The organism is Pedobacter sp. B4419, from assembly GCF_059693725.1.
This window is the reverse complement of record NZ_JCASSL010000001.1, coordinates 1,780,487-1,797,762: the sequence shown is the minus strand read 5'-3', so window position 1 is coordinate 1,797,762 and position 17,276 is coordinate 1,780,487. Positions and strand designations below refer to the sequence as shown.

Sequence of the window (17,276 nt, the reverse complement as noted above, 5' to 3'; positions counted from 1 at the left end):
TTAAAATTTGTTATTTTTGGGCTGGATCATTCCATATGGATCAATTACAAACCCTACAATTGAGAACGGTAAACGTTACCCGCTATGTTACGCCATTGCGGGAAGGTGGTTCTATGCCGGCTATTGCCGAAGCAGATGATGGTTTCCTTTATGTGCTCAAATTTAGAGGCGCAGGTCAGGGCCATAAAGCCTTGATTTCTGAGATTATTGGTGGAGAATTAGCCAGAGCACTGGGTTTAAAAGTGCCCGAACTGGTATTTGCCAAACTTGATGAAGCTTTCGGAAGGACCGAACCCGATGAAGAAATACAAGACCTTTTAAAAGCCAGTGTAGGCTTAAATTTGGCTTTGCACTATCTTTCTGGCGCTATTACCTATGATCCTACAGTTGCGATAATAGATCCCTTACTGGCATCGAAAATTGTTTGGCTCGATTGCCTGTTGACCAATATGGATAGAACGGCACGCAATACCAACATGCTTTTTTGGCACAAAGAGCTTTGGTTGATTGATCATGGCGCATCTCTTTATTTTCACCACTCGTGGCAAAATTGGGAAGAGCAGGCCAAACGTCCTTTTGTATTGGTTAAAGACCATGTACTGTTGCCGCAGGCCAGTTTACTAGAAGAAGTGGATGCCGATTTTCGTGCAAAGCTCAAACCAGAACTGATTACCGAAGTTTTGAATTTAATACCTGATGAATGGCTAGACGAAAGGTCTTTTGAAAGCAGCCAGGCACAGAGGGAAGCCTATGCCTTGTTTTTAAATACTCGAATTGAACATTCATCCATCTTTGTAAAAGAAGCACAACATGCAAGAGCAGCACTTATTTGAATATGCCGTCATTCGTGTGGTGCCTAAGGTAGAACGCGAAGAATTCCTCAATGTTGGGGTGATTCTATATTGTGCGAAAGAAAAATTTCTCAAATGCCTTTTTCAGCTTAATGAAAACCGCTTGAAAGCCTTTGCCTGCGAAACAGAACCTGCGTTTATTTGTAGCAACCTGCAGGCCATTCAAAAGATATGCGAGGGAGGGCAAGAAGCTGGACCCATTGGCCAATTGGATATGGCTTCACGGTTCAGGTGGTTAACCGCTACCCGAAGTACCGTAGTTCAGGCTTCGAAAGTGCATCCGGGTTTTTGTAGCAATGCTCAAGAAACATTGGAACGATTGCAGGAGCAACTGGTTTTGTAAAATGGTGATGTCTCCCAAAAAATATACCCAAGTTATTTTATATGGTGTTGCTTTCGCGGCATTGTTGCTATTGGTAAGATGGCTCGAAATTCGCTTTATCATTATGCACCATGCTTTCGAAATCTATGCGGGAGCCATTGCCTTGGTATTTACTTGTCTGGGTATTTGGTTGGCTCTCAAACTGAGCAAGCCTAAAATCCAGACCCAAGTAATAGAGAAGGAAGTATACAAGGTTTCGGATGATTTTATCTTCAATGAACAAGCTTTTGAAGCACACGGCCTGAGCAAACGTGAATTGGAAGTGTTGCAATTAATGGCCAAAGGGGCAAGTAATCAGGAAATTGCCGACCAGCTTTTCGTATCGCTCAATACCGTCAAAACCCATATCAGTCGTTTATTCGAAAAACTGGAAGTGAAGCGCCGCACACAAGCGATAGAAGTGGCGAAAAAGCTTGCTCTAATTCCTTAATCATTTCATACTTTAGAGTGAACAGTTCTACTTTCTGAAAAATCACCCAAAAGTATGAAGGCTATTTCACGTCCATCAACTTACTTTGACATCAAAATTTATTTAACAAAATTAGTGTGATGAAAAAAAACATTCTCATTTTCGGCCTGATCGCAGGAGCAATTGTAAGCTTAAATCTGGCTATTAGTACATTGATTTGCTACAAAAGCAACAATTATGAAGGCAACATGGTGCTGGGCTTTACCGTGATGATTTTGGCCTTTGCTTTTATTTTTGTGGGCATTAAAAACTACAGGGATAAATTTAACGGAGGCCTGATCAGTTTCGGCAAAGCATTTAAAATAGGAGCTTTAATTGCGCTAATCGCTTCTACTTTGTATGTAATTACTTGGCTAGTGGTTTATTATAATTACATACCTGATTTTATGGAGAAATATTCAGCCCATATCATCGACCAAGCTAAAGCAACCAAGGTTTCGAAAGTTGAGCTCGACAAACAGATCGCCGAAATGAATTCCTACAAAGATATTTACAAAAGTCCCCTAGGCGTAATTTTGCTAACCTATATGGAAATCCTGCCCTTAGGATTAATCGTTGCTTTAATCAGCTCCCTTATTCTTAAAAGAAGAGCAATAAAAGTATCACCTTTAGCTTAGCAGATTATAGCTCAAAGACTTCGCCTCGTTCGGGTATGGCCACTTCATAGCCTTCTTGTTGCAAGGCATCGGCAAAGGCCTGCATGCTTTTGGTTTCACCATGCACCAGAAAAACCTTTTGCAATTGGTTGGTTGGTTGTTGCCTAACGGTTTCCATTAAATCGTTATGGTCGCCATGGCCACTTAATAGGTCAGTTTGTTTAATCGTAGCATAAACCATCAGATCGCGGTTGCGCAACCTGACAATAGGATCGCCACGCAATAACCTGTCGCCAAGTGTTCCTTTTGCGCAAAAACCAATAAAAAGGATGGTGCAATAATAGTTCTGGATGTTGTAATACAGGTGGTCTTGAATACGGCCACCTTCCAACATTCCAGCCGAAGAAATGATGATGCAAGGCTCCAAATAATTGCTAATCGCCTTGCTTTCCTTTTGATCGTGGGTATAGCTGAGGTTTTCGAATTCAAACTCGTCACCCTTCAATTGATAAAACTCCTTGGCCTCATCGCTTACCAGTTCATGGTACTTGCGGTAAACATCAGTGGCATAATTGGCCAGCGGACTATCTACAAAGATCTGCACCGGCGGTAATAGGCCTTTGCTAAAAATCTGGTTCAATGTAAACACCAAAGATTGTGTTCGGCCAATGCTAAAAGCTGGAATAATCAATCGTCCAGGGTTTTTGATGCAGGTCTCGGAAATGGTTTCGATCAGTTTTTGCTCGATGGTAGTTCCGGTAGAGTGCAAACGGCCTCCGTAAGTAGATTCGCAAACCAGGAAATCAACAGCCGGCAAAGGCTGTGGATCGGTTAAAACTGGATAGTTTTTTCGCCCGATATCGCCAGTAAAGGCGATTTTTTTCGTAATCCCGTGTTCGGTAATGCCCAATACAACAGAAGCTGCACCCAACAAATGGCCAACAGGAACAAAAGTGAGCTCGATATTGCCATTGATTTTAAATGTTTTGTTAAAGCCGATGGTCACAAAGCGATCGACTGTTTCCATTACATGTTTTTGCAGGTAAAGCGGCTGTGGGCCTGAGCGCTTTTTTCTGCCATGCGATTTTTTCTTTTGCTTGCTTAAAAAGATGTTCACCGAATCAAGCAACAATAGTTCGCTTAGATCGGCGGTAGGCGGGGTGCATAGAATTTGGCCTTCAAAGCCCATCCTGATCAGGGTTGGCAAATTGCCCGAATGGTCTATGTGTGCATGGGTTAAAATAACAACATCAATATCGCTTGGATCAAATGGAAATTGGAGATTTTCCTCTAAATAAGTTCCTTTTTCATAATCTAGTCCACAATCTATCAGTATATTGTAATTCTCGGTTTGCAACAAACTCATGCTGCCCGTTACTTGTTGGGCAGCGCCCCATACGCTTAATTTCATCTAAAATATGTTCTCCGCTAAAGTGGACAAGATATTCATTTTTGCCGTTGAAACAAAACCCATAACAGTCAATCTGTTTAATTATAAGTAAAAAATTTATAGCGAAACAAAATGCTGTTTATACTGTTGTTTAGGCAGAATTATGATGATAATTTAAATGATTTTATGAGTTCTGTTTAATTTTTGGCATCATTTTTTCACTACAGTACACAATACACAAAAAATTAAATCTAATAGTTATGAAAAGGATAATCGCGATAGTTGCTTTGGCAACAATCTTAACTTCATGTGGCAACAGAGCCAAAGAAGAAGCATTAGCAAAACAACAAGCTGTAGCTGCCGTTAAGGATAGCTTAAAATTAGATAGTTTTAAAAGGGCAGAAGTGGCCAATAAACAGCGCGAAATCGAAGCAAAACATCAGGCCGAATTGGCTGCTGCCAGAAGAAGCGCATCAACAAGTTATTCATCAAGTGGTACCACCAGTAGCTCATCGGCAGGTACAACTACCGCAGCTAAGAAAAAAGGCTGGAGCGATGCAGCTAAAGGAACAGCAATTGGCGCTGGTGTAGGTGCATTGGGCGGTATTTTGATTGATAAAAAAGATGGTAGGGGCGCTATTATTGGTGGTTTGGCAGGTGCAGGTGCCGGTTATGCCATTGGTAGGGCACAAGATAGAAAAAGTGGCCGAGTGCAAAAAAACTAATTGGCTTATACCTTATATAGAGCCCAGTTCTGCAAAGAGCTGGGCTTTTTTGTTTAAAAAGACAATAGTATAACAAAAGGAACATTGTGCACTAATGAAATTGTATCTATCATTGTATGTTAATTTGATGTTATGTACCTTTTCATTGCTGCTCTTCTTCTCGTAATATTTACCTATATCGTGCTTCATCTTCCTGTTTTCGGGCAATTACCCAAAGGCGACAGGTTAGAAAAGCTCAAACAGCTGCCGAATTACGGAAATGGAGCTATCGAAAATCTTTCTCCAACACCTACTAAGCCCGATGATGTTTCCTGGTTTCAAATGTTTGCTGCCATCATTAAAGGTAATGTAAAGGGAACACCACCAAAGGCAATTCCGCATGCCATTCCAGATTTCAGCCCTGTTCAGGAGTTGAAAATGACCTGGTTTGGCCATTCTTCATACCTCATACAGGTTGATGGCCTTAACCTGTTGGTTGATCCTGTATTCAGTACCAGAACCTCGCCATTCCAGTTTCTCGGAACGAAAAACTTTGAAGGCACCGATTTCATGAAAGTAGAAGAATTGCCACCGCTGGATATTGTGCTCATTACGCATGATCATTATGACCATTTAGATTATGGAAGCATTTTAAAGCTAAAGGCAAAAACCAAGCATTTTGTAGCTTCTTTGGGAGTAGGCAGCCATTTGGAACGCTGGGGTATTCAAACCAGCCAGCTTACCGAATTGGCTTGGGGCGAAGAGGCCGATGTATTGGGACTTCATTTCAGGGCCGCACCCGCGAGACATTTTACAGGCAGGAAGTTTAAAAGGAACCAAACTTTATGGTCATCGTTTATTTTGCAGACCAAAGCACATCGACTTTACTTGGGGGGCGATTCTGGCTACGATACGCATTTTAAAAACATTGGACAGGCTTACGGACCATTTGATTTGGCTATTCTCGAATGTGGCCAGTACAATGACATGTGGCCATACATCCATATGCTTCCAGAAGAAGTGGTACAAGCCAGTATCGACTTGGGTGCACAGTGTTTATTACCGGTACATTGGGGTAAATTTAAATTAGCGGTACACGATTGGGACGACCCGATTAAAAGAGTAACGCAAAAAGCCAATGAACTAGGTGTCGAGATCATTACGCCACAATTGGGACAGACTTTTGATCTTGTCAACAAACCACAAACGGCCTGGTGGGAACAATTATGAATTGTTTAAATGAACAATTGGTACTAAATTTTGTTGTAAAGAAGCTAACCGATCACAATTTATCGAAAAGCTCATTGATACAATTGATACAGATAAAAATTGATACACTACATCAATAATCATACGCCATGAAAACCGATTTTGTAGAAATATTTCAAACCATAAGGGCTTCGCTACAGCCCTATGCCGCCAAAGGCTTTGCAGTTCGAAACAATACCGACACTGTTTATGAACTTTGGAGCGAGAAAGAAGTAGAAATAGAAGGCAATAAGCGTGATGAAGTATTCTTTGCCAGCGTTTGTATCCTTGAAGACCATGTTGGTTTTTATTTGGAACCTATAGCTGTTGAACCAGAAGCGAAAACGCTTTTTCATCCAGAATTGCTACAGCTGCTAAAAGACAAATCATGCTTTCGCATCACCAAATTGAGCGATGAGCTGTTAGAGCAGATCGTAAAAGCCTTGGCAACAGGTTTTACACTTTATAAGCAAAAAGGGTGGGTCTAAATCCGTTTTGGCAAGAAGATGTTTTTTTAGCGATACAGGCCTTTCATCACGACATACAGTGGCTGAGCACGGCCGAATATTGCATTATTGAATGCAATCCGAAGTTTTTGATCCATTTGGTGCCTCTCGATAACCAATTTACTCCAGAAGTTCTCATCGCCTTGCAGTTGCAACACCAAAATGAAGACAGACAACTGGTTCATTTATGGGAAGATGTATGGCTAGCTAAAAGACCACAGGTGCTCAACAGGATGAGGTCATTTTTAGGATTGAACCAAACTTTTCACGGACGGCAAATGAAGGTAAATACAGTCGACCTGAAAACAGCCCAGCATTTTTTAGATAAACACCATTTACAGGGTTTTATCAATGCTAAATTTCATTTCGGCCTTATTTATAAAGATGAACTATTAGCTGTGGCCAGCTTTAGCAATGCCCTAAAAATGAAGACAAAGGGAGCAGATTACCAATCGGCAGAGTTGGTGCGTTTTGCTTCTGCCGATGGCTTAACCATTGTTGGGGGCTTGAGCAAGCTGATCAAGCATTTTGTCAAACAAATCAGGTTGAACGATCTCATGACTTATGCAGACAGAGACTGGTCGCTAGGCAAGGGTTATGATAAATTGGGCTTTAGCTGTGCTGCCGAAACTGAACCTGCTTATCTATATGTAAATCGAGAAAGCCTAGTCAGGTATTTTCCGCACCGATTGCCCAAAAAAATATATTTGGATTTTGAGGCTCAAAATGAGTTAAATTTGGATGATTTTTTAGCCTCAAACGGCTATGTGAAACTATTCAATACCGGCAACCTCAAATATTACCTATACCTCTAAATGCTTCCCCATCCATTATTGATCGTTCTTGGCCCAACCGCTTCGGGAAAAACGAAATTGGCCGTGGCTTTGGCCGATAAGCTGAATGGCGAAATTATCAGTGCAGATAGTAGGCAGGTCTTTAGGGGCATGGATATAGGTACGGGTAAAGACTTGGACGAGTATCAGGTTAAGGGAAAAAGTATTCCTTATCACTTAATCAACATCAAGGACGCGGGAGAAAAATACCAAGTGAATGCCTTTAAGGAAGATTTTTATCAGGTATTTGAAGAAATTAACCAACGGGGCAAATTGCCCATTTTATGTGGGGGTACGGGAATGTACATCCATAGCCTGTTGCAAAACCATGAGTTAACAGCCATCCCGGTTAATGAGGAACTGCGTATCCAATTACAGGAATATGCTAAAGAAGAGCTGCAGAAAAGAATAAAAGCCTATCCAGAAGCTTTAAGGGCACAGGTAGATTATTCATCGGCCAAAAGATTGATCAGAGCCATTGAAATTGCCGAATATTTAACAGACAATCCATTGCCACAGGTAAGCAGACCAGCAATCAATCCATTGGTAGTCGGTTTAGAAAGCGAAGTAGAAATCCGCAGGAAAAGAATTCTCGATCGTTTACAGCTCAGGTTAGACAATGGACTGATTGAAGAAGTAGAAGCCTTGATGAACAGTGGCGTACCTGCAGAGATGCTCGTTTTTTATGGTCTCGAATATAAGTTTGTGGTTTCTTATTTAAGTGGCGAGCTTAACTTGGCTACACTAAAAGAAAGGCTGGGTACTGCAATTTGCCAGTTTGCCAAAAGGCAAATGACTTTCTTTAGGAAGATGGAAAAAGACGGGGTAGTAATCCATTGGTTTAATGCCGAACAGGGAACCGATTTGCTCCAAGCAGAAGTTGTGGATTTATTTCTGAAGTTTAAATTAAAATAATCGCATATTCGCTCCATGAACAAAAAAATGCGGCCGCTGATCAAATGGACGGGAGGGAAGTACAAGGAATTCGCCTTGTTTGCTCACCATATTCCTACATTTGAACGGTATATAGAACCGTTTTTTGGAGGCGGGGGTGTCTTTTTCGCCCTGCAGCCACAAGTTCAGTCTTTGATTAACGATAAGAGCAAAGACCTCATCAATTTCTATAGGCAGCTGGGACAGGAAGCTTTTCAAACCGAACTGCTCAAATATGCCCAAGCTTGGGAAATGTTAGGTGAACTGAGCAAACAGCTGTGGGCCAAATGTGCGGAAGCGTTTACTGCATTTATCTATTCGGATGCCGACATCAGCATATTTATCGAATTGCTTACGAACAATCTGGCTTTATCACTCAAAAAGCATCCTTTGTTCAACGATGCTGCTTTTTTAAAAGAACCAACAATATTCCATCAAGCACTATTGACAAGCCTAGCCGATAAGGCTAAACGCATCAAACGGATAGCACAAAGAGAGCAACGCCGGTTTAATGAAAAAGAATTATCCATTCATTTTGAAACTGGTTTGAGAAGCGGTACCTATTTGTTTTTTAGAGGAATTTTAAACCAATATTACAAGCAAACTTTAAGTTTATCTGCGCCTAAAGCTGTAGCCAATTGGTATTTTGTACGCGAGTTTTGCTATGGTTCTATGTTCAGGTTCAATGCCAAGGGAGAGTTTAATATTCCTTATGGTGGCATTGCCTATAACAAAAAGAATCTGCAACAAAAGATCCAGCATATGTTTAGCGGTGAAATTAAGCAGTTGTTTGAGCATACTGAATTGGCGAATGAAGATTTTGGGGTCTTTTTGGGCAGGATAGATTTGAAGCCTACTGATTTTATTTTTCTGGATCCTCCATATGACAGCGAATTCTCCGAATACGACCAGAATGCCTTTACGAGACAGGACCAGCAGCGCTTGGCCGATTTGCTGTTGCAATGTCCGGCTAAATGGATGGTGGTAATTAAGGAAACGGATTTCGTTCATGAAATCTATAACCACCCTCAGGTGAAAAAGGCCATTTTTAATAAAAGCTACACCTATAATGTGAGAGGCAGAAACAAAAGAGCCGTAACGCATTTGATCCTTACCAATTACTAGAATTTTCTGTTCACTAAATTAACCACTGATGAAGCAAGACAGTGGTAATATCCATCAGCAATTATACGAAAACAAAGAAAATGTATAATTTACATCAAGTTAACAAAGCGTTTTTTGATGGATATTCCTGTTTTGTTTTGGAAAAATGGATGTGTTGTGGTTTAGCTTATTTTGTTAATTTTCAATTGATTAGGTTGTGATTGCCTTCAATGAAAAGCCTTAATATAGCTCAAATCTCTATCCAAATGCACATTATGGGAACAAAGCGGCTGGTTGAATGTTAATATGTTATTAACTAATCGAAATTTGGTTTTGTCTTGTGGCATGTAATTTGTTTAAATTTGGATAAGTGGTTAATAAAGACCATTTAACAACAACAAAACTTAACCAAAGTACTTATTAACAATGAAAAATTCTACAAAATTTTTAGCTTCTGCAGTAGCTGCACTGGCTTTATTCTTCACTACGACTAGCGTTCAAGCACAAGCGCCTAAATTCGGCATCGGCTTAAACGTTGGTATTCCGACTACAACTGGTTATAGCTTTGCTATTGGTGGCGATTTGCGTTATCAATTTGACATCGACAAACAATTATCAGTTCCAATTACTGCAGGTTACACCAGCTTTTCTTTAAAAGACACTTATGGTGGTGGCAGCTTCGGATTGATCCCAGTTAAAGCTGGTCTTAAATATTTCTTCAACGATACTGGTGCTGGTGCTTATGGCTTAGCTGAGGCAGGTGCTGCTTTTAGCACTGAATCAGGCGGTGGTACTGCATTTGTTTATTCTCCTGCTGTTGGTTATGCCTGGAGCAATGGTTTAGACTTGGCTGCCAAATACGAAGGTTATTCAGACAATGGAAGCATTGGCTACGTAGGTTTACGATTGGCTTATGGCTTCAAATTGTAGTAAGCAGTAATTTAAAAAACTGGCCCTCGACAATTAATTTGTCGAGGGCTTTTTTGTTTAATGGAATTTTGAAGTCGAGGCTTTATCGAAAAATACCGGAAAACCATTATTTGAGGAACAACACCCATTTCATAGCTTTGGCCATCATCTATCTATTATGAAAAACAAGATCACCATTATCGTGGCATTTGTTTTATGTTGGCAAACAAATGTAAGAGCGCAACAGCAACAATTAAGCATAGGCATAAACGCGGGAAGTGGAATAGGTACTGGATACAGTGCTGTTTTATCTCCTGATGTACGTTATCAATTTCAACTCAATAATCGAGTTGCTATACTCGCAACGGTAGGATATATTAAGTTTAAACCAGGTTTCGTGAATCATGAAAGAGGTTTTTCAAGCTATGAACTCATCCCCGTTAAAGCTGGAGCTAAATACTTTTTTAACAACGCTGGTGCTGGTATATATGGATTGGTAGAAGCCGGAGCTGCGTTTAGTACAGGAATAAAACCCACCATCATGTTTGATGATGCGCCTAAAACCAAAGCTGTTGTTTTCGTGTTTGCTCCAGCCGTGGGTTATGCTTGGCGCAATCGCTTAGATTTAGCCCTTAAATACGAAGGTTATGCCAAAGATGTAGAACTTGGGTATTTAGGCGTACGCTTAGCCTATGGGATTAAATTGTAGTTGCAGAATCTGTTTACCAACGGCTTAAGTTGCCATGGGCCTTATTTATTTGTAATTATTGGCAATTCATTCGGACTGCCTAAAACCGCCTGTTGTTTTTCTACGTAAATAGTTAAAATCAACTATTCGATCAACCTTAAAGAAAACGACATGAAAACAATTACAAAACTATTTGTACTCACGGCAATGGCTTTATTTGCATCCGCAACTCAATTAAAAGCCCAAGAAACTACCACAACAAGCAATGGCATGGCCTTTAAAGTAGGTGTTGGCGCATTTGGTGGTCTATTTCCAGACAAATCTGAAATGGATTATGGATTTGGTGGAAATTTGCGCTTACAATATGATTTAAGCAAGAACGTGGCGCTAACGGCTTCAGGTGGCTATACCAAACTCAAATGGAAAAACAGTCCGTTAGATTTTTCTTTTATACCGGTAATGGGTGGCGTTAAGGTATTTGCTATCGAAAGGATGTATTTAAGCACTGCGCTTGGTACAGGCTTGGCCATTAAAGATGGCGCAACAATGAACTTTATTTATAGCGGAGGCCTAGGTTATGAGTTTGGCAAAGGCTTCGATATCGGCCTGAGGTATGAAGGCTATGTAAACGATAGCTCTTCAGAGCTGTACTTTATGAAAACCGGCCAATACACCTTAAATTTAGGCTATAATTTCAAATTGTAACCGCTTTCTAATTCCAATTTAATCATAATCTAATTTAAAAGTCAAGCCTTCAAAATTTTGAAGGCTTTTTTGTTATTTTAAAATTATAAATGCTATTTTGAGCAAAAAACAAAATCTATACGATTACGCTTTCATTTTAGACAAAACAAGCGTAAAAGTTAACCAAATAGAAACACACCAGAATGAAAAATTATTTCGGGATTGCGGCCTTGGTAGTATTGGCGGCCTGTAATACTAATTCCAATCAATCAACCACTACAAAAGATAGTACCGCAAAAACAGCGCCTGCTGCTACTGTGGCTACCATCAGTTTTAAGGAGCCTAAACTCCAAGACATCTACAATGATTACATTGTTTTGAAAGATGCACTGGTTGCTACTAAGATGCCAGAGGCCAAAACTGCGGCACAAAAACTGGCGGGTTCGTTGAAAGCCTTTACTGGTTGCGAAAATACAGCCGTAACCGCTCAAAAAATAGAAAATGCCAAAGATATTGTAAGTCAACGCAAAGAATTTACAGCCTTGAGCTCAGATGTAATTGCCTTGTTTAAGCATGCAGAATTGGCTAAGGGAACTATTTTTGTGCAGCATTGTCCGATGGCCAACAAAGGCGATGGCGGCGATTGGCTTTCTTCAGAAAAGAAAATCCAAAATCCATACTATGGAAGCGAAATGATGGAGTGCGGCGCTGTTACCGAAGAAATCAAAGCGAAATAATTCCATTGTAAAAGCCTTGGGTTTTGGCCTATATTTAACAATAACTTAACAGTTTTGTTAGGTTCAAAACCCTCAATTTAAATTCAGATTAACTATTTTTGTTATTTATAAATTATAAGATATATGTCAGCTATTGCAGAAATTAAGATAGACGGTAAGACCTACGAATTTCCGGTTATTACTGGAACCGAGGGTGAGAAGGCCATCGATATTTCAAAATTAAGAGATCTTACAGGTCACATTACTTTAGATTTAGGTTATAAGAACACAGGTTCTACCAAAAGTGCCATCACTTTTTTAGATGGTGAAGAGGGTATTTTAAAATATCGCGGTTACCCGATTGAGCAATTGGCAGAGAAATCTACTTTTCTTGAAGTAGCTTACCTGTTGATTTATGGTGTCTTGCCTAAACAAGAAGAGCTTGACGATTTCCAAAAACAGATCAGCAGACATACTTTGATCCATGAGGATATGAAGAAATTTTTAGATGGCTATCCGTCTAAATCGCATCCTATGGCTCAGTTGGCATCATTGGTATGTTCATTGTCTACATTCTATCCAGAGTCGCTTAATGCCAACTCTTCAAAAGAGGAAATGAACCTGACCATGATTAAATTGTTGGCTAAATTTCCAACCATTGTATCTTTTATTTATAAAAAATCATTGGGCCATCCACTAATCTACCCTAAAAACAAGTTCGATTATGTAACCAACTTCCTACACATGATTTTTGGTCAGCGCACCGAAGATGTAGAAATCGATCCTGTTGTAGTAAGTGCGATGAACACCTTATTGATTTTGCACGCAGACCACGAACAAAACTGTTCGGCTTCCACGGTAAGAATGGTAGGTTCGTCTGACTGTAACCTTTACGCTTCTATATCAGCTGGTATTTCGGCACTTTGGGGACCATTGCATGGCGGTGCGAACCAGGCGGTAATCGAAATGTTGGAGCTGATTAAAGAAGATGGTGGCGATACCGAAAAATGGATCAACAAAGCAAAAGATAAAAACGACTCTTTCCGTATGATGGGCTTCGGTCACCGCGTTTACAAAAACTTTGACCCAAGAGCTAAAATCATTAAAAAAGCTTGTGATGATATTTTGGAAAAATTGGGCATCGACGATCCTGTATTAGAAATAGCCAAAAAATTGGAAGAAGCAGCCTTGAGCGATCCATATTTCATCGATCGTAAATTATATCCAAACGTAGATTTCTATTCAGGCATTATTTATAGAGCCTTAGGCTTCCCAACCGATATGTTTACCGTATTGTTTGCTTTGGGCCGCTTACCGGGATGGATTGCACAATGGAAAGAAATGCACGAAAACAAAGAGCCAATCGGCCGCCCTCGTCAGGTATATGTGGGCGATGTGAATATGGATTTCGTAGCCATAGACAAGAGATAAGCTAAGCAACTAAATATAGAAAAGTCCCGATAGTTTATATCGGGACTTTTTATTTACAATGGTTTTTCTATAGCTTAAACGGCCATATAGAATATAATATTGATGACAATCATCTCGCTGATCTTGAAGGCAATGCCATAAAGTACAAAGATCCAGATCATGCGCCAAATGGTGGTAGAACGTTTACGTTGATAAAATAATTTCAGAGCCTTGTACATATACCATAATATGGCGATCAACATGCCCAAGTTGATGATGCTGCTGACTATTGAATCTTGGCCGAAGATATGCTTGGTAAACGTTTGGGTCACGATAGAAATCAAAAAGAAAGCAGTCATTCCATGGATGGTAAAGATGAGATGATCCATGTAATAAATGTGGTTCTTCCTGAAGTTGAGCATAATAAAAAAGGCCATCAAAGGCATGAGCAAGAAATACTGCTTTGGTCTGTTGTGCTCTAATTGTTCTGTAATGAGCTCAGAGTTTTCGCCAATTCCTATGCTTCTCTTTTTGATAAACTTTTCAAACCAATTATCGCGCTTGAGCAGGGGCAGTTTTTCTTGCCTCGCCAAATAAGCCTCGTAGGTACTATCGTTCCTCAATTCGTGTATAGCGCTTAGCTTATCGATTACCTTGTTCAGCGAATCGGATGGATGAGCTTTATATTGCGTCTGAAGCGATTTCAATAGGCTATCTTGAGTTTTAAAGCTAGATTCCCTAAAATGTTCCCTATCTACACTTACCTTGATAGCCGTATTGGTTTTATTGAGGATCGTTTCGTTTTTGATCCCTGCTTCTTTCAATACATTGGTAATGCTGTCGGCAGTTGCTTCCTTTGTTTTAATCTCTTGTTCAGTTTGTGCAGTCTTTTCTTCGTCTTTGTCTTTTTGATGCTTTTTGGGTGCAGAAACTACCAAGAAATAAACAATAGACACAAAAATGTACATGTTTACCGGATTGATGTAACGAGCTCTTTTGCCTGCTATATAATCGAGGGTTACTTGCCCTGGCTTTGTAATAAGCGGCTTAAGCGTTTTAAAAAACTTATTGTCGAAATGAAAATAATGCGCTATGCTATGGGTAATAAACTGCCAAATATTTTCCTTAAGCTCTAAGTTCGGCTGTCCGCATCTGCTGCAGTAATGCTCTTCCACATGGGCGCCACAATTTAAACAGTTATGGTCTTTTCTATATTTTCCGGCTGACATTCAGGTAATGTTAATAGTTTGAAAAATTAAGCCATTGCAAAGCTAAAGGCAATAATAATCAAGAAGCAAATGGTAAACACAAAAGTATAACAGAAAGTTAAGAAGCCAATCTTAAGTAGAGTGATCCATCTGGTACTGTTATAAAAAGTTCTTAATGATCGGTAAACGTACCAAATGATATAAACTGTACAGAAGAACTCAAGCCAACCACTGATATCGATCACCAGTCCAAAAAGCCATTTGAAAAACATAGTGATCAAGACGCTTAAGAAAATGGCAGAATGCAAGTGGAAAGAATAGATCAAATGCTCATAATAGAATTTGTTCTTGTTGATGTAAACCAATTTGAGGATCAGCGCAAATAGGGGAAGGAGCAAGAACATCATTTTTGGGATGTTGTGCATCAGATCCTCTGTGAATTTCTTCTGTGGATCTTCATATTGGTTCAGTTCCAAGGTTCTCTTCACAAAATAATGCTTGATAAACCCGTCTCTTTTTTGTTTAGGCAATGCCTCTTGTCGCTTTTCGTATTGGGTTACGGTACTATCTTTGCCTGCCAGTTTGGAAAAGCCCCATTTTACGTTCTTTTTGCCATCGTCGAGATCAATGTCTTCGTTGTCTGTTGTATCGGCTTCAATGTTTCTCTTGGCTTCTTTAATCGCACTATCCCTCAAGCCCCCCTTAAGCGGGATATATTTCATTGCATTTTCAACTTCCTTTAAACTGGCCTTTTTAATGCTGTCTTTTTGGTTGAGGTTATACGCAACAGGCTCTTCTTTTTTGGCATTGGTTTCTTTTTTTTCTGCTTCCTTACCACCTAAAATAAACAGGAAGAAAACAATGCTCACAAAAATATATAAACGGATAGGATGGATGAAAGAAACCCTTTTTCCGGCTACATACTCTTTGGTGAGCTGCCCGGGTTTGAGCAGGAGCGGTTTTAAGGTTTTAAAAAACTTATGCTCGAAATGAAAATAATCGGCTATGGCATGAGATACCATATGAAAGGCATCTTCTTTTACTACAATGTTTTCTTGGCCACAATGCGGACAGAAGTGTTCTTCTACAACATGACCACAATTTAAACAGTCTTTTTCTTTTCTAAGTTTAGCGGATGACATCTGGTTACGGGAGAAATTAATGAGTAATGGCTTCGATTACTTTGGCTTCGGCTTGACTATGTTTATGTTTAAAGAAGATGACAAACAGCACGGTAATAACTAAGGCATAAATGGTAAACGAAAGCCAGATGTTATGCCAGTCTTTTACATCTATCGCCCTGCTAAGGTTGCCATTTTCCAATACATTAATGCCTTGGTCGCTCAAAAATTTAAGCAGGTGCGAATCTTTGACATCAGAGCCTACTAAGTTGGCTAAGGGCTGCACATTGGTAAAGGTATCAGTAAAATATTTTTGGATCATCCAGCCCGAAACCAAACTGCCTAATATGGCACCAAATCCGTTGGTCATCATCATGAACAAACCTTGCGCAGACGAACGCGTTTTGGCCGTGGTAGAGCTTTCAACAAATAAGGAGCCTGAAATATTAAAGAAGTCGAAGGCCATACCATATACAATGCACGACATGATGATCATCCAAAGTCCGCCGGTTGGGTTACCGTAGGCAAACAGGCCAAACCTGAACACCCAAGCCACCATAGAAATAACCATTACCTTTTTTATGCCATAACGTTTTAAAAAGAATGGAATAGCCAAAATAAACAGGGTTTCAGAAATCTGTGATATCGATAAAATGATAGTCGAATACTTAATTACAAAAGATTCGGCATAGGAAGGAAACATCTTAAATTCGTCCAAAAACACATCTCCATACGCATTGGTTAGCTGCAATGCGCCACCCAAGAACATGGAAAAGATAAAGAAAACGGCCATTTTGTAAGTTCCAAACAGCTTAAAGGCTTCGAGCCCCATTTTTTGTACAAAAGACTTTTTCTCGCTGATATTTGATGGAGGACATTTTGGCAAAGAAAAAGAATAAAAACCCAATGCCAATGCACTGATGCCGGCAATGTAAAACTGGTATGCACTGGCCTTGTTTCCTGTTAAATTGGTAATCCACATGGCCACAATAAAGCCAATGGTGCCCCAAACGCGGATAGGAGGAAAGTCTTTTACTACATCGAGGTTGCTCGATTTTAAGGTGGTGTACGAAATAGAATTACTTAATGCGATGGTTGGCATGTAAAAGCACATGGCTAACAACATGATCCAAAAGAAAGTATGTGGATTATCTACCTGTGGCAGGTAGAACATGGCTCCAGCATATAGAATATGTAACAGGGCATAAAGTTTCTCGGCGTTGAGCCATTTATCGGCGATAATGCCTGTTAAGGTTGGCATAAACAACGACGAAATGCCCATGGTAGAAAAGATGATCCCAAAATCGGCACCTGCCCATTGCTTAGTGCCAAACCAATAATTTGCGATAGTCATGAGCCAGGCCGCCCACACAAAAAATTGGAAAAAACTCATTATTGTCAAACGAATTTTAATATTCATAAATGAAGTTTAGTTGCTTAGTTTTAAATTAGCTGTAAGTTATAATTATTTTAAAACATTAACTACAATGCAGCTAAAATTTGTCGAAATAGAGAAGTTGCGCT

Annotated in this window: 19 protein-coding genes; 15 read left to right on the top strand and 4 right to left on the bottom strand. The window is 39.9% G+C overall.

Going from position 1 to position 17,276, the window contains the following annotated elements:
• Positions 1 to 35 precede the first annotated feature (35 nt).
• From AC570H_RS07425 to AC570H_RS07410, 4 genes are all read left to right on the top strand, one after another.
• Entirely contained in the window at positions 36 to 833 is a 798-nt protein-coding gene (locus tag AC570H_RS07425) for a HipA family kinase (protein ID WP_497353272.1), read from the top strand.
• On the top strand, positions 811 to 1,194 hold the full coding sequence (locus AC570H_RS07420) for a DUF3037 domain-containing protein (protein WP_497353270.1): 384 nt from the start codon (positions 811 to 813) through the stop codon (positions 1,192 to 1,194). Before AC570H_RS07425 ends, AC570H_RS07420 begins: the two co-directional genes overlap by 23 nt.
• A 7-nt stretch (positions 1,195 to 1,201) precedes the next feature.
• On the top strand, positions 1,202 to 1,663 hold the full coding sequence (locus AC570H_RS07415) for a helix-turn-helix transcriptional regulator (protein WP_497353268.1): 462 nt from the start codon (positions 1,202 to 1,204) through the stop codon (positions 1,661 to 1,663).
• Positions 1,664 to 1,782: 119 nt separating this feature from the next.
• Positions 1,783 to 2,319, top strand: coding sequence for a DUF4199 domain-containing protein (locus tag AC570H_RS07410; protein WP_497353266.1), 537 nt, complete (start codon positions 1,783 to 1,785; stop codon positions 2,317 to 2,319).
• A gap of 4 nt (positions 2,320 to 2,323) precedes the next feature.
• Here the strand turns inward: AC570H_RS07410 and AC570H_RS07405 are convergent, their stop codons facing one another.
• A complete protein-coding gene (locus AC570H_RS07405) occupies positions 2,324 to 3,709 on the bottom strand; it encodes an MBL fold metallo-hydrolase (RefSeq protein ID WP_497353264.1) in 1,386 nt (461 codons plus the stop codon).
• A 239-nt stretch (positions 3,710 to 3,948) separates the two neighbouring features.
• Between AC570H_RS07405 and AC570H_RS07400 the strand changes: the two genes are divergently transcribed.
• From AC570H_RS07400 to AC570H_RS07350, 11 genes are all read left to right on the top strand, one after another.
• The gene (locus tag AC570H_RS07400; protein ID WP_497353262.1) at positions 3,949 to 4,413 is read left to right on the top strand and encodes a YMGG-like glycine zipper-containing protein; all 465 of its coding nucleotides are present in this window, start codon (positions 3,949 to 3,951) and stop codon (positions 4,411 to 4,413) included.
• A 132-nt stretch (positions 4,414 to 4,545) separates the two neighbouring features.
• On the top strand, positions 4,546 to 5,622 hold the full coding sequence (locus AC570H_RS07395) for an MBL fold metallo-hydrolase (protein ID WP_497353260.1): 1,077 nt from the start codon (positions 4,546 to 4,548) through the stop codon (positions 5,620 to 5,622).
• A gap of 128 nt (positions 5,623 to 5,750) precedes the next feature.
• The gene (locus AC570H_RS07390; protein WP_497353258.1) at positions 5,751 to 6,128 is read left to right on the top strand and encodes a hypothetical protein; all 378 of its coding nucleotides are present in this window, start codon (positions 5,751 to 5,753) and stop codon (positions 6,126 to 6,128) included.
• Complete coding sequence (locus AC570H_RS07385; protein WP_497353256.1) at positions 6,119 to 6,961, top strand: hypothetical protein; 843 nt, start codon at positions 6,119 to 6,121, stop codon at positions 6,959 to 6,961. The genes AC570H_RS07390 and AC570H_RS07385 overlap by 10 nt, the downstream gene beginning before the upstream one ends.
• The gene (gene miaA, locus AC570H_RS07380) at positions 6,962 to 7,894 is read left to right on the top strand and encodes a tRNA (adenosine(37)-N6)-dimethylallyltransferase MiaA (protein WP_497353254.1); all 933 of its coding nucleotides are present in this window, start codon (positions 6,962 to 6,964) and stop codon (positions 7,892 to 7,894) included.
• Between the two features lie 15 nt (positions 7,895 to 7,909).
• Positions 7,910 to 9,037 (top strand): DNA adenine methylase, encoded by a 1,128-nt coding sequence (locus AC570H_RS07375; protein ID WP_497353252.1) that lies wholly within the window; start codon positions 7,910 to 7,912, stop codon positions 9,035 to 9,037.
• 405 nt (positions 9,038 to 9,442) lie between these two features.
• Entirely contained in the window at positions 9,443 to 9,946 is a 504-nt protein-coding gene (locus AC570H_RS07370; RefSeq protein WP_497353250.1) for an outer membrane beta-barrel protein, read from the top strand.
• Positions 9,947 to 10,103: 157 nt separating this feature from the next.
• Positions 10,104 to 10,634: a hypothetical protein gene (locus AC570H_RS07365; protein WP_497353248.1), complete on the top strand. Its 531-nt coding sequence runs from the start codon at positions 10,104 to 10,106 to the stop codon at positions 10,632 to 10,634.
• A gap of 150 nt (positions 10,635 to 10,784) precedes the next feature.
• Complete coding sequence (locus AC570H_RS07360; protein WP_497353246.1) at positions 10,785 to 11,318, top strand: putative outer membrane beta-barrel protein; 534 nt, start codon at positions 10,785 to 10,787, stop codon at positions 11,316 to 11,318.
• Positions 11,319 to 11,500: 182 nt separating this feature from the next.
• Entirely contained in the window at positions 11,501 to 12,034 is a 534-nt protein-coding gene (locus AC570H_RS07355; RefSeq protein WP_497353244.1) for a DUF3347 domain-containing protein, read from the top strand.
• A gap of 123 nt (positions 12,035 to 12,157) precedes the next feature.
• Positions 12,158 to 13,444 carry a citrate synthase gene (locus tag AC570H_RS07350; RefSeq protein ID WP_497353242.1) on the top strand — a complete coding sequence of 429 codons (1,287 nt, stop codon included), beginning with the start codon at positions 12,158 to 12,160 and terminating at the stop codon, positions 13,442 to 13,444.
• Positions 13,445 to 13,518: 74 nt separating this feature from the next.
• Here AC570H_RS07350 and AC570H_RS07345 read toward each other — a convergent pair whose 3' ends face one another.
• Genes AC570H_RS07345 through AC570H_RS07335 form a run of 3 tightly spaced genes read right to left on the bottom strand, consistent with a single transcriptional unit; the run spans position 13,519 to position 17,172 of the window.
• The gene (locus AC570H_RS07345; protein WP_497353240.1) at positions 13,519 to 14,652 is read right to left on the bottom strand and encodes a DUF3667 domain-containing protein; all 1,134 of its coding nucleotides are present in this window, start codon (positions 14,650 to 14,652) and stop codon (positions 13,519 to 13,521) included.
• A gap of 26 nt (positions 14,653 to 14,678) precedes the next feature.
• Positions 14,679 to 15,773 carry a DUF3667 domain-containing protein gene (locus AC570H_RS07340; protein WP_497353238.1) on the bottom strand — a complete coding sequence of 365 codons (1,095 nt, stop codon included), beginning with the start codon at positions 15,771 to 15,773 and terminating at the stop codon, positions 14,679 to 14,681.
• A gap of 16 nt (positions 15,774 to 15,789) precedes the next feature.
• A complete protein-coding gene (locus AC570H_RS07335; RefSeq protein WP_497353236.1) occupies positions 15,790 to 17,172 on the bottom strand; it encodes a nucleoside permease in 1,383 nt (460 codons plus the stop codon).
• Between the last annotated feature and the right edge of the window lie 104 nt (positions 17,173 to 17,276).

Excerpts from the sequence above, each read along its gene's own strand:
- AC570H_RS07365 (WP_497353248.1), top strand. The coding sequence starts at position 10,104 with ATGAAAAACAAGATCACCATTATCGTGGCATTTGTTTTATGTTGGCAA.
- AC570H_RS07350 (WP_497353242.1), top strand. The coding sequence starts at position 12,158 with ATGTCAGCTATTGCAGAAATTAAGATAGACGGTAAGACCTACGAATTT.
- AC570H_RS07340 (WP_497353238.1), bottom strand. The coding sequence starts at position 15,773 with ATGTCATCCGCTAAACTTAGAAAAGAAAAAGACTGTTTAAATTGTGGT.
- AC570H_RS07400 (WP_497353262.1), top strand. The coding sequence starts at position 3,949 with ATGAAAAGGATAATCGCGATAGTTGCTTTGGCAACAATCTTAACTTCA.
- AC570H_RS07410 (WP_497353266.1), top strand. The coding sequence starts at position 1,783 with ATGAAAAAAAACATTCTCATTTTCGGCCTGATCGCAGGAGCAATTGTA.
- AC570H_RS07360 (WP_497353246.1), top strand. The coding sequence starts at position 10,785 with ATGAAAACAATTACAAAACTATTTGTACTCACGGCAATGGCTTTATTT.
- AC570H_RS07370 (WP_497353250.1), top strand. The coding sequence starts at position 9,443 with ATGAAAAATTCTACAAAATTTTTAGCTTCTGCAGTAGCTGCACTGGCT.
- AC570H_RS07395 (WP_497353260.1), top strand. The coding sequence starts at position 4,546 with ATGTACCTTTTCATTGCTGCTCTTCTTCTCGTAATATTTACCTATATC.
- AC570H_RS07390 (WP_497353258.1), top strand. The coding sequence starts at position 5,751 with ATGAAAACCGATTTTGTAGAAATATTTCAAACCATAAGGGCTTCGCTA.
- AC570H_RS07335 (WP_497353236.1), bottom strand. The coding sequence starts at position 17,172 with ATGAATATTAAAATTCGTTTGACAATAATGAGTTTTTTCCAATTTTTT.
- AC570H_RS07345 (WP_497353240.1), bottom strand. The coding sequence starts at position 14,652 with ATGTCAGCCGGAAAATATAGAAAAGACCATAACTGTTTAAATTGTGGC.
- AC570H_RS07420 (WP_497353270.1), top strand. The coding sequence starts at position 811 with ATGCAAGAGCAGCACTTATTTGAATATGCCGTCATTCGTGTGGTGCCT.
- AC570H_RS07355 (WP_497353244.1), top strand. The coding sequence starts at position 11,501 with ATGAAAAATTATTTCGGGATTGCGGCCTTGGTAGTATTGGCGGCCTGT.
- AC570H_RS07405 (WP_497353264.1), bottom strand. The coding sequence starts at position 3,709 with ATGAAATTAAGCGTATGGGGCGCTGCCCAACAAGTAACGGGCAGCATG.
- AC570H_RS07375 (WP_497353252.1), top strand. The coding sequence starts at position 7,910 with ATGAACAAAAAAATGCGGCCGCTGATCAAATGGACGGGAGGGAAGTAC.
- AC570H_RS07425 (WP_497353272.1), top strand. The coding sequence starts at position 36 with ATGGATCAATTACAAACCCTACAATTGAGAACGGTAAACGTTACCCGC.
- AC570H_RS07415 (WP_497353268.1), top strand. The coding sequence starts at position 1,202 with ATGTCTCCCAAAAAATATACCCAAGTTATTTTATATGGTGTTGCTTTC.
- miaA (WP_497353254.1), top strand. The coding sequence starts at position 6,962 with ATGCTTCCCCATCCATTATTGATCGTTCTTGGCCCAACCGCTTCGGGA.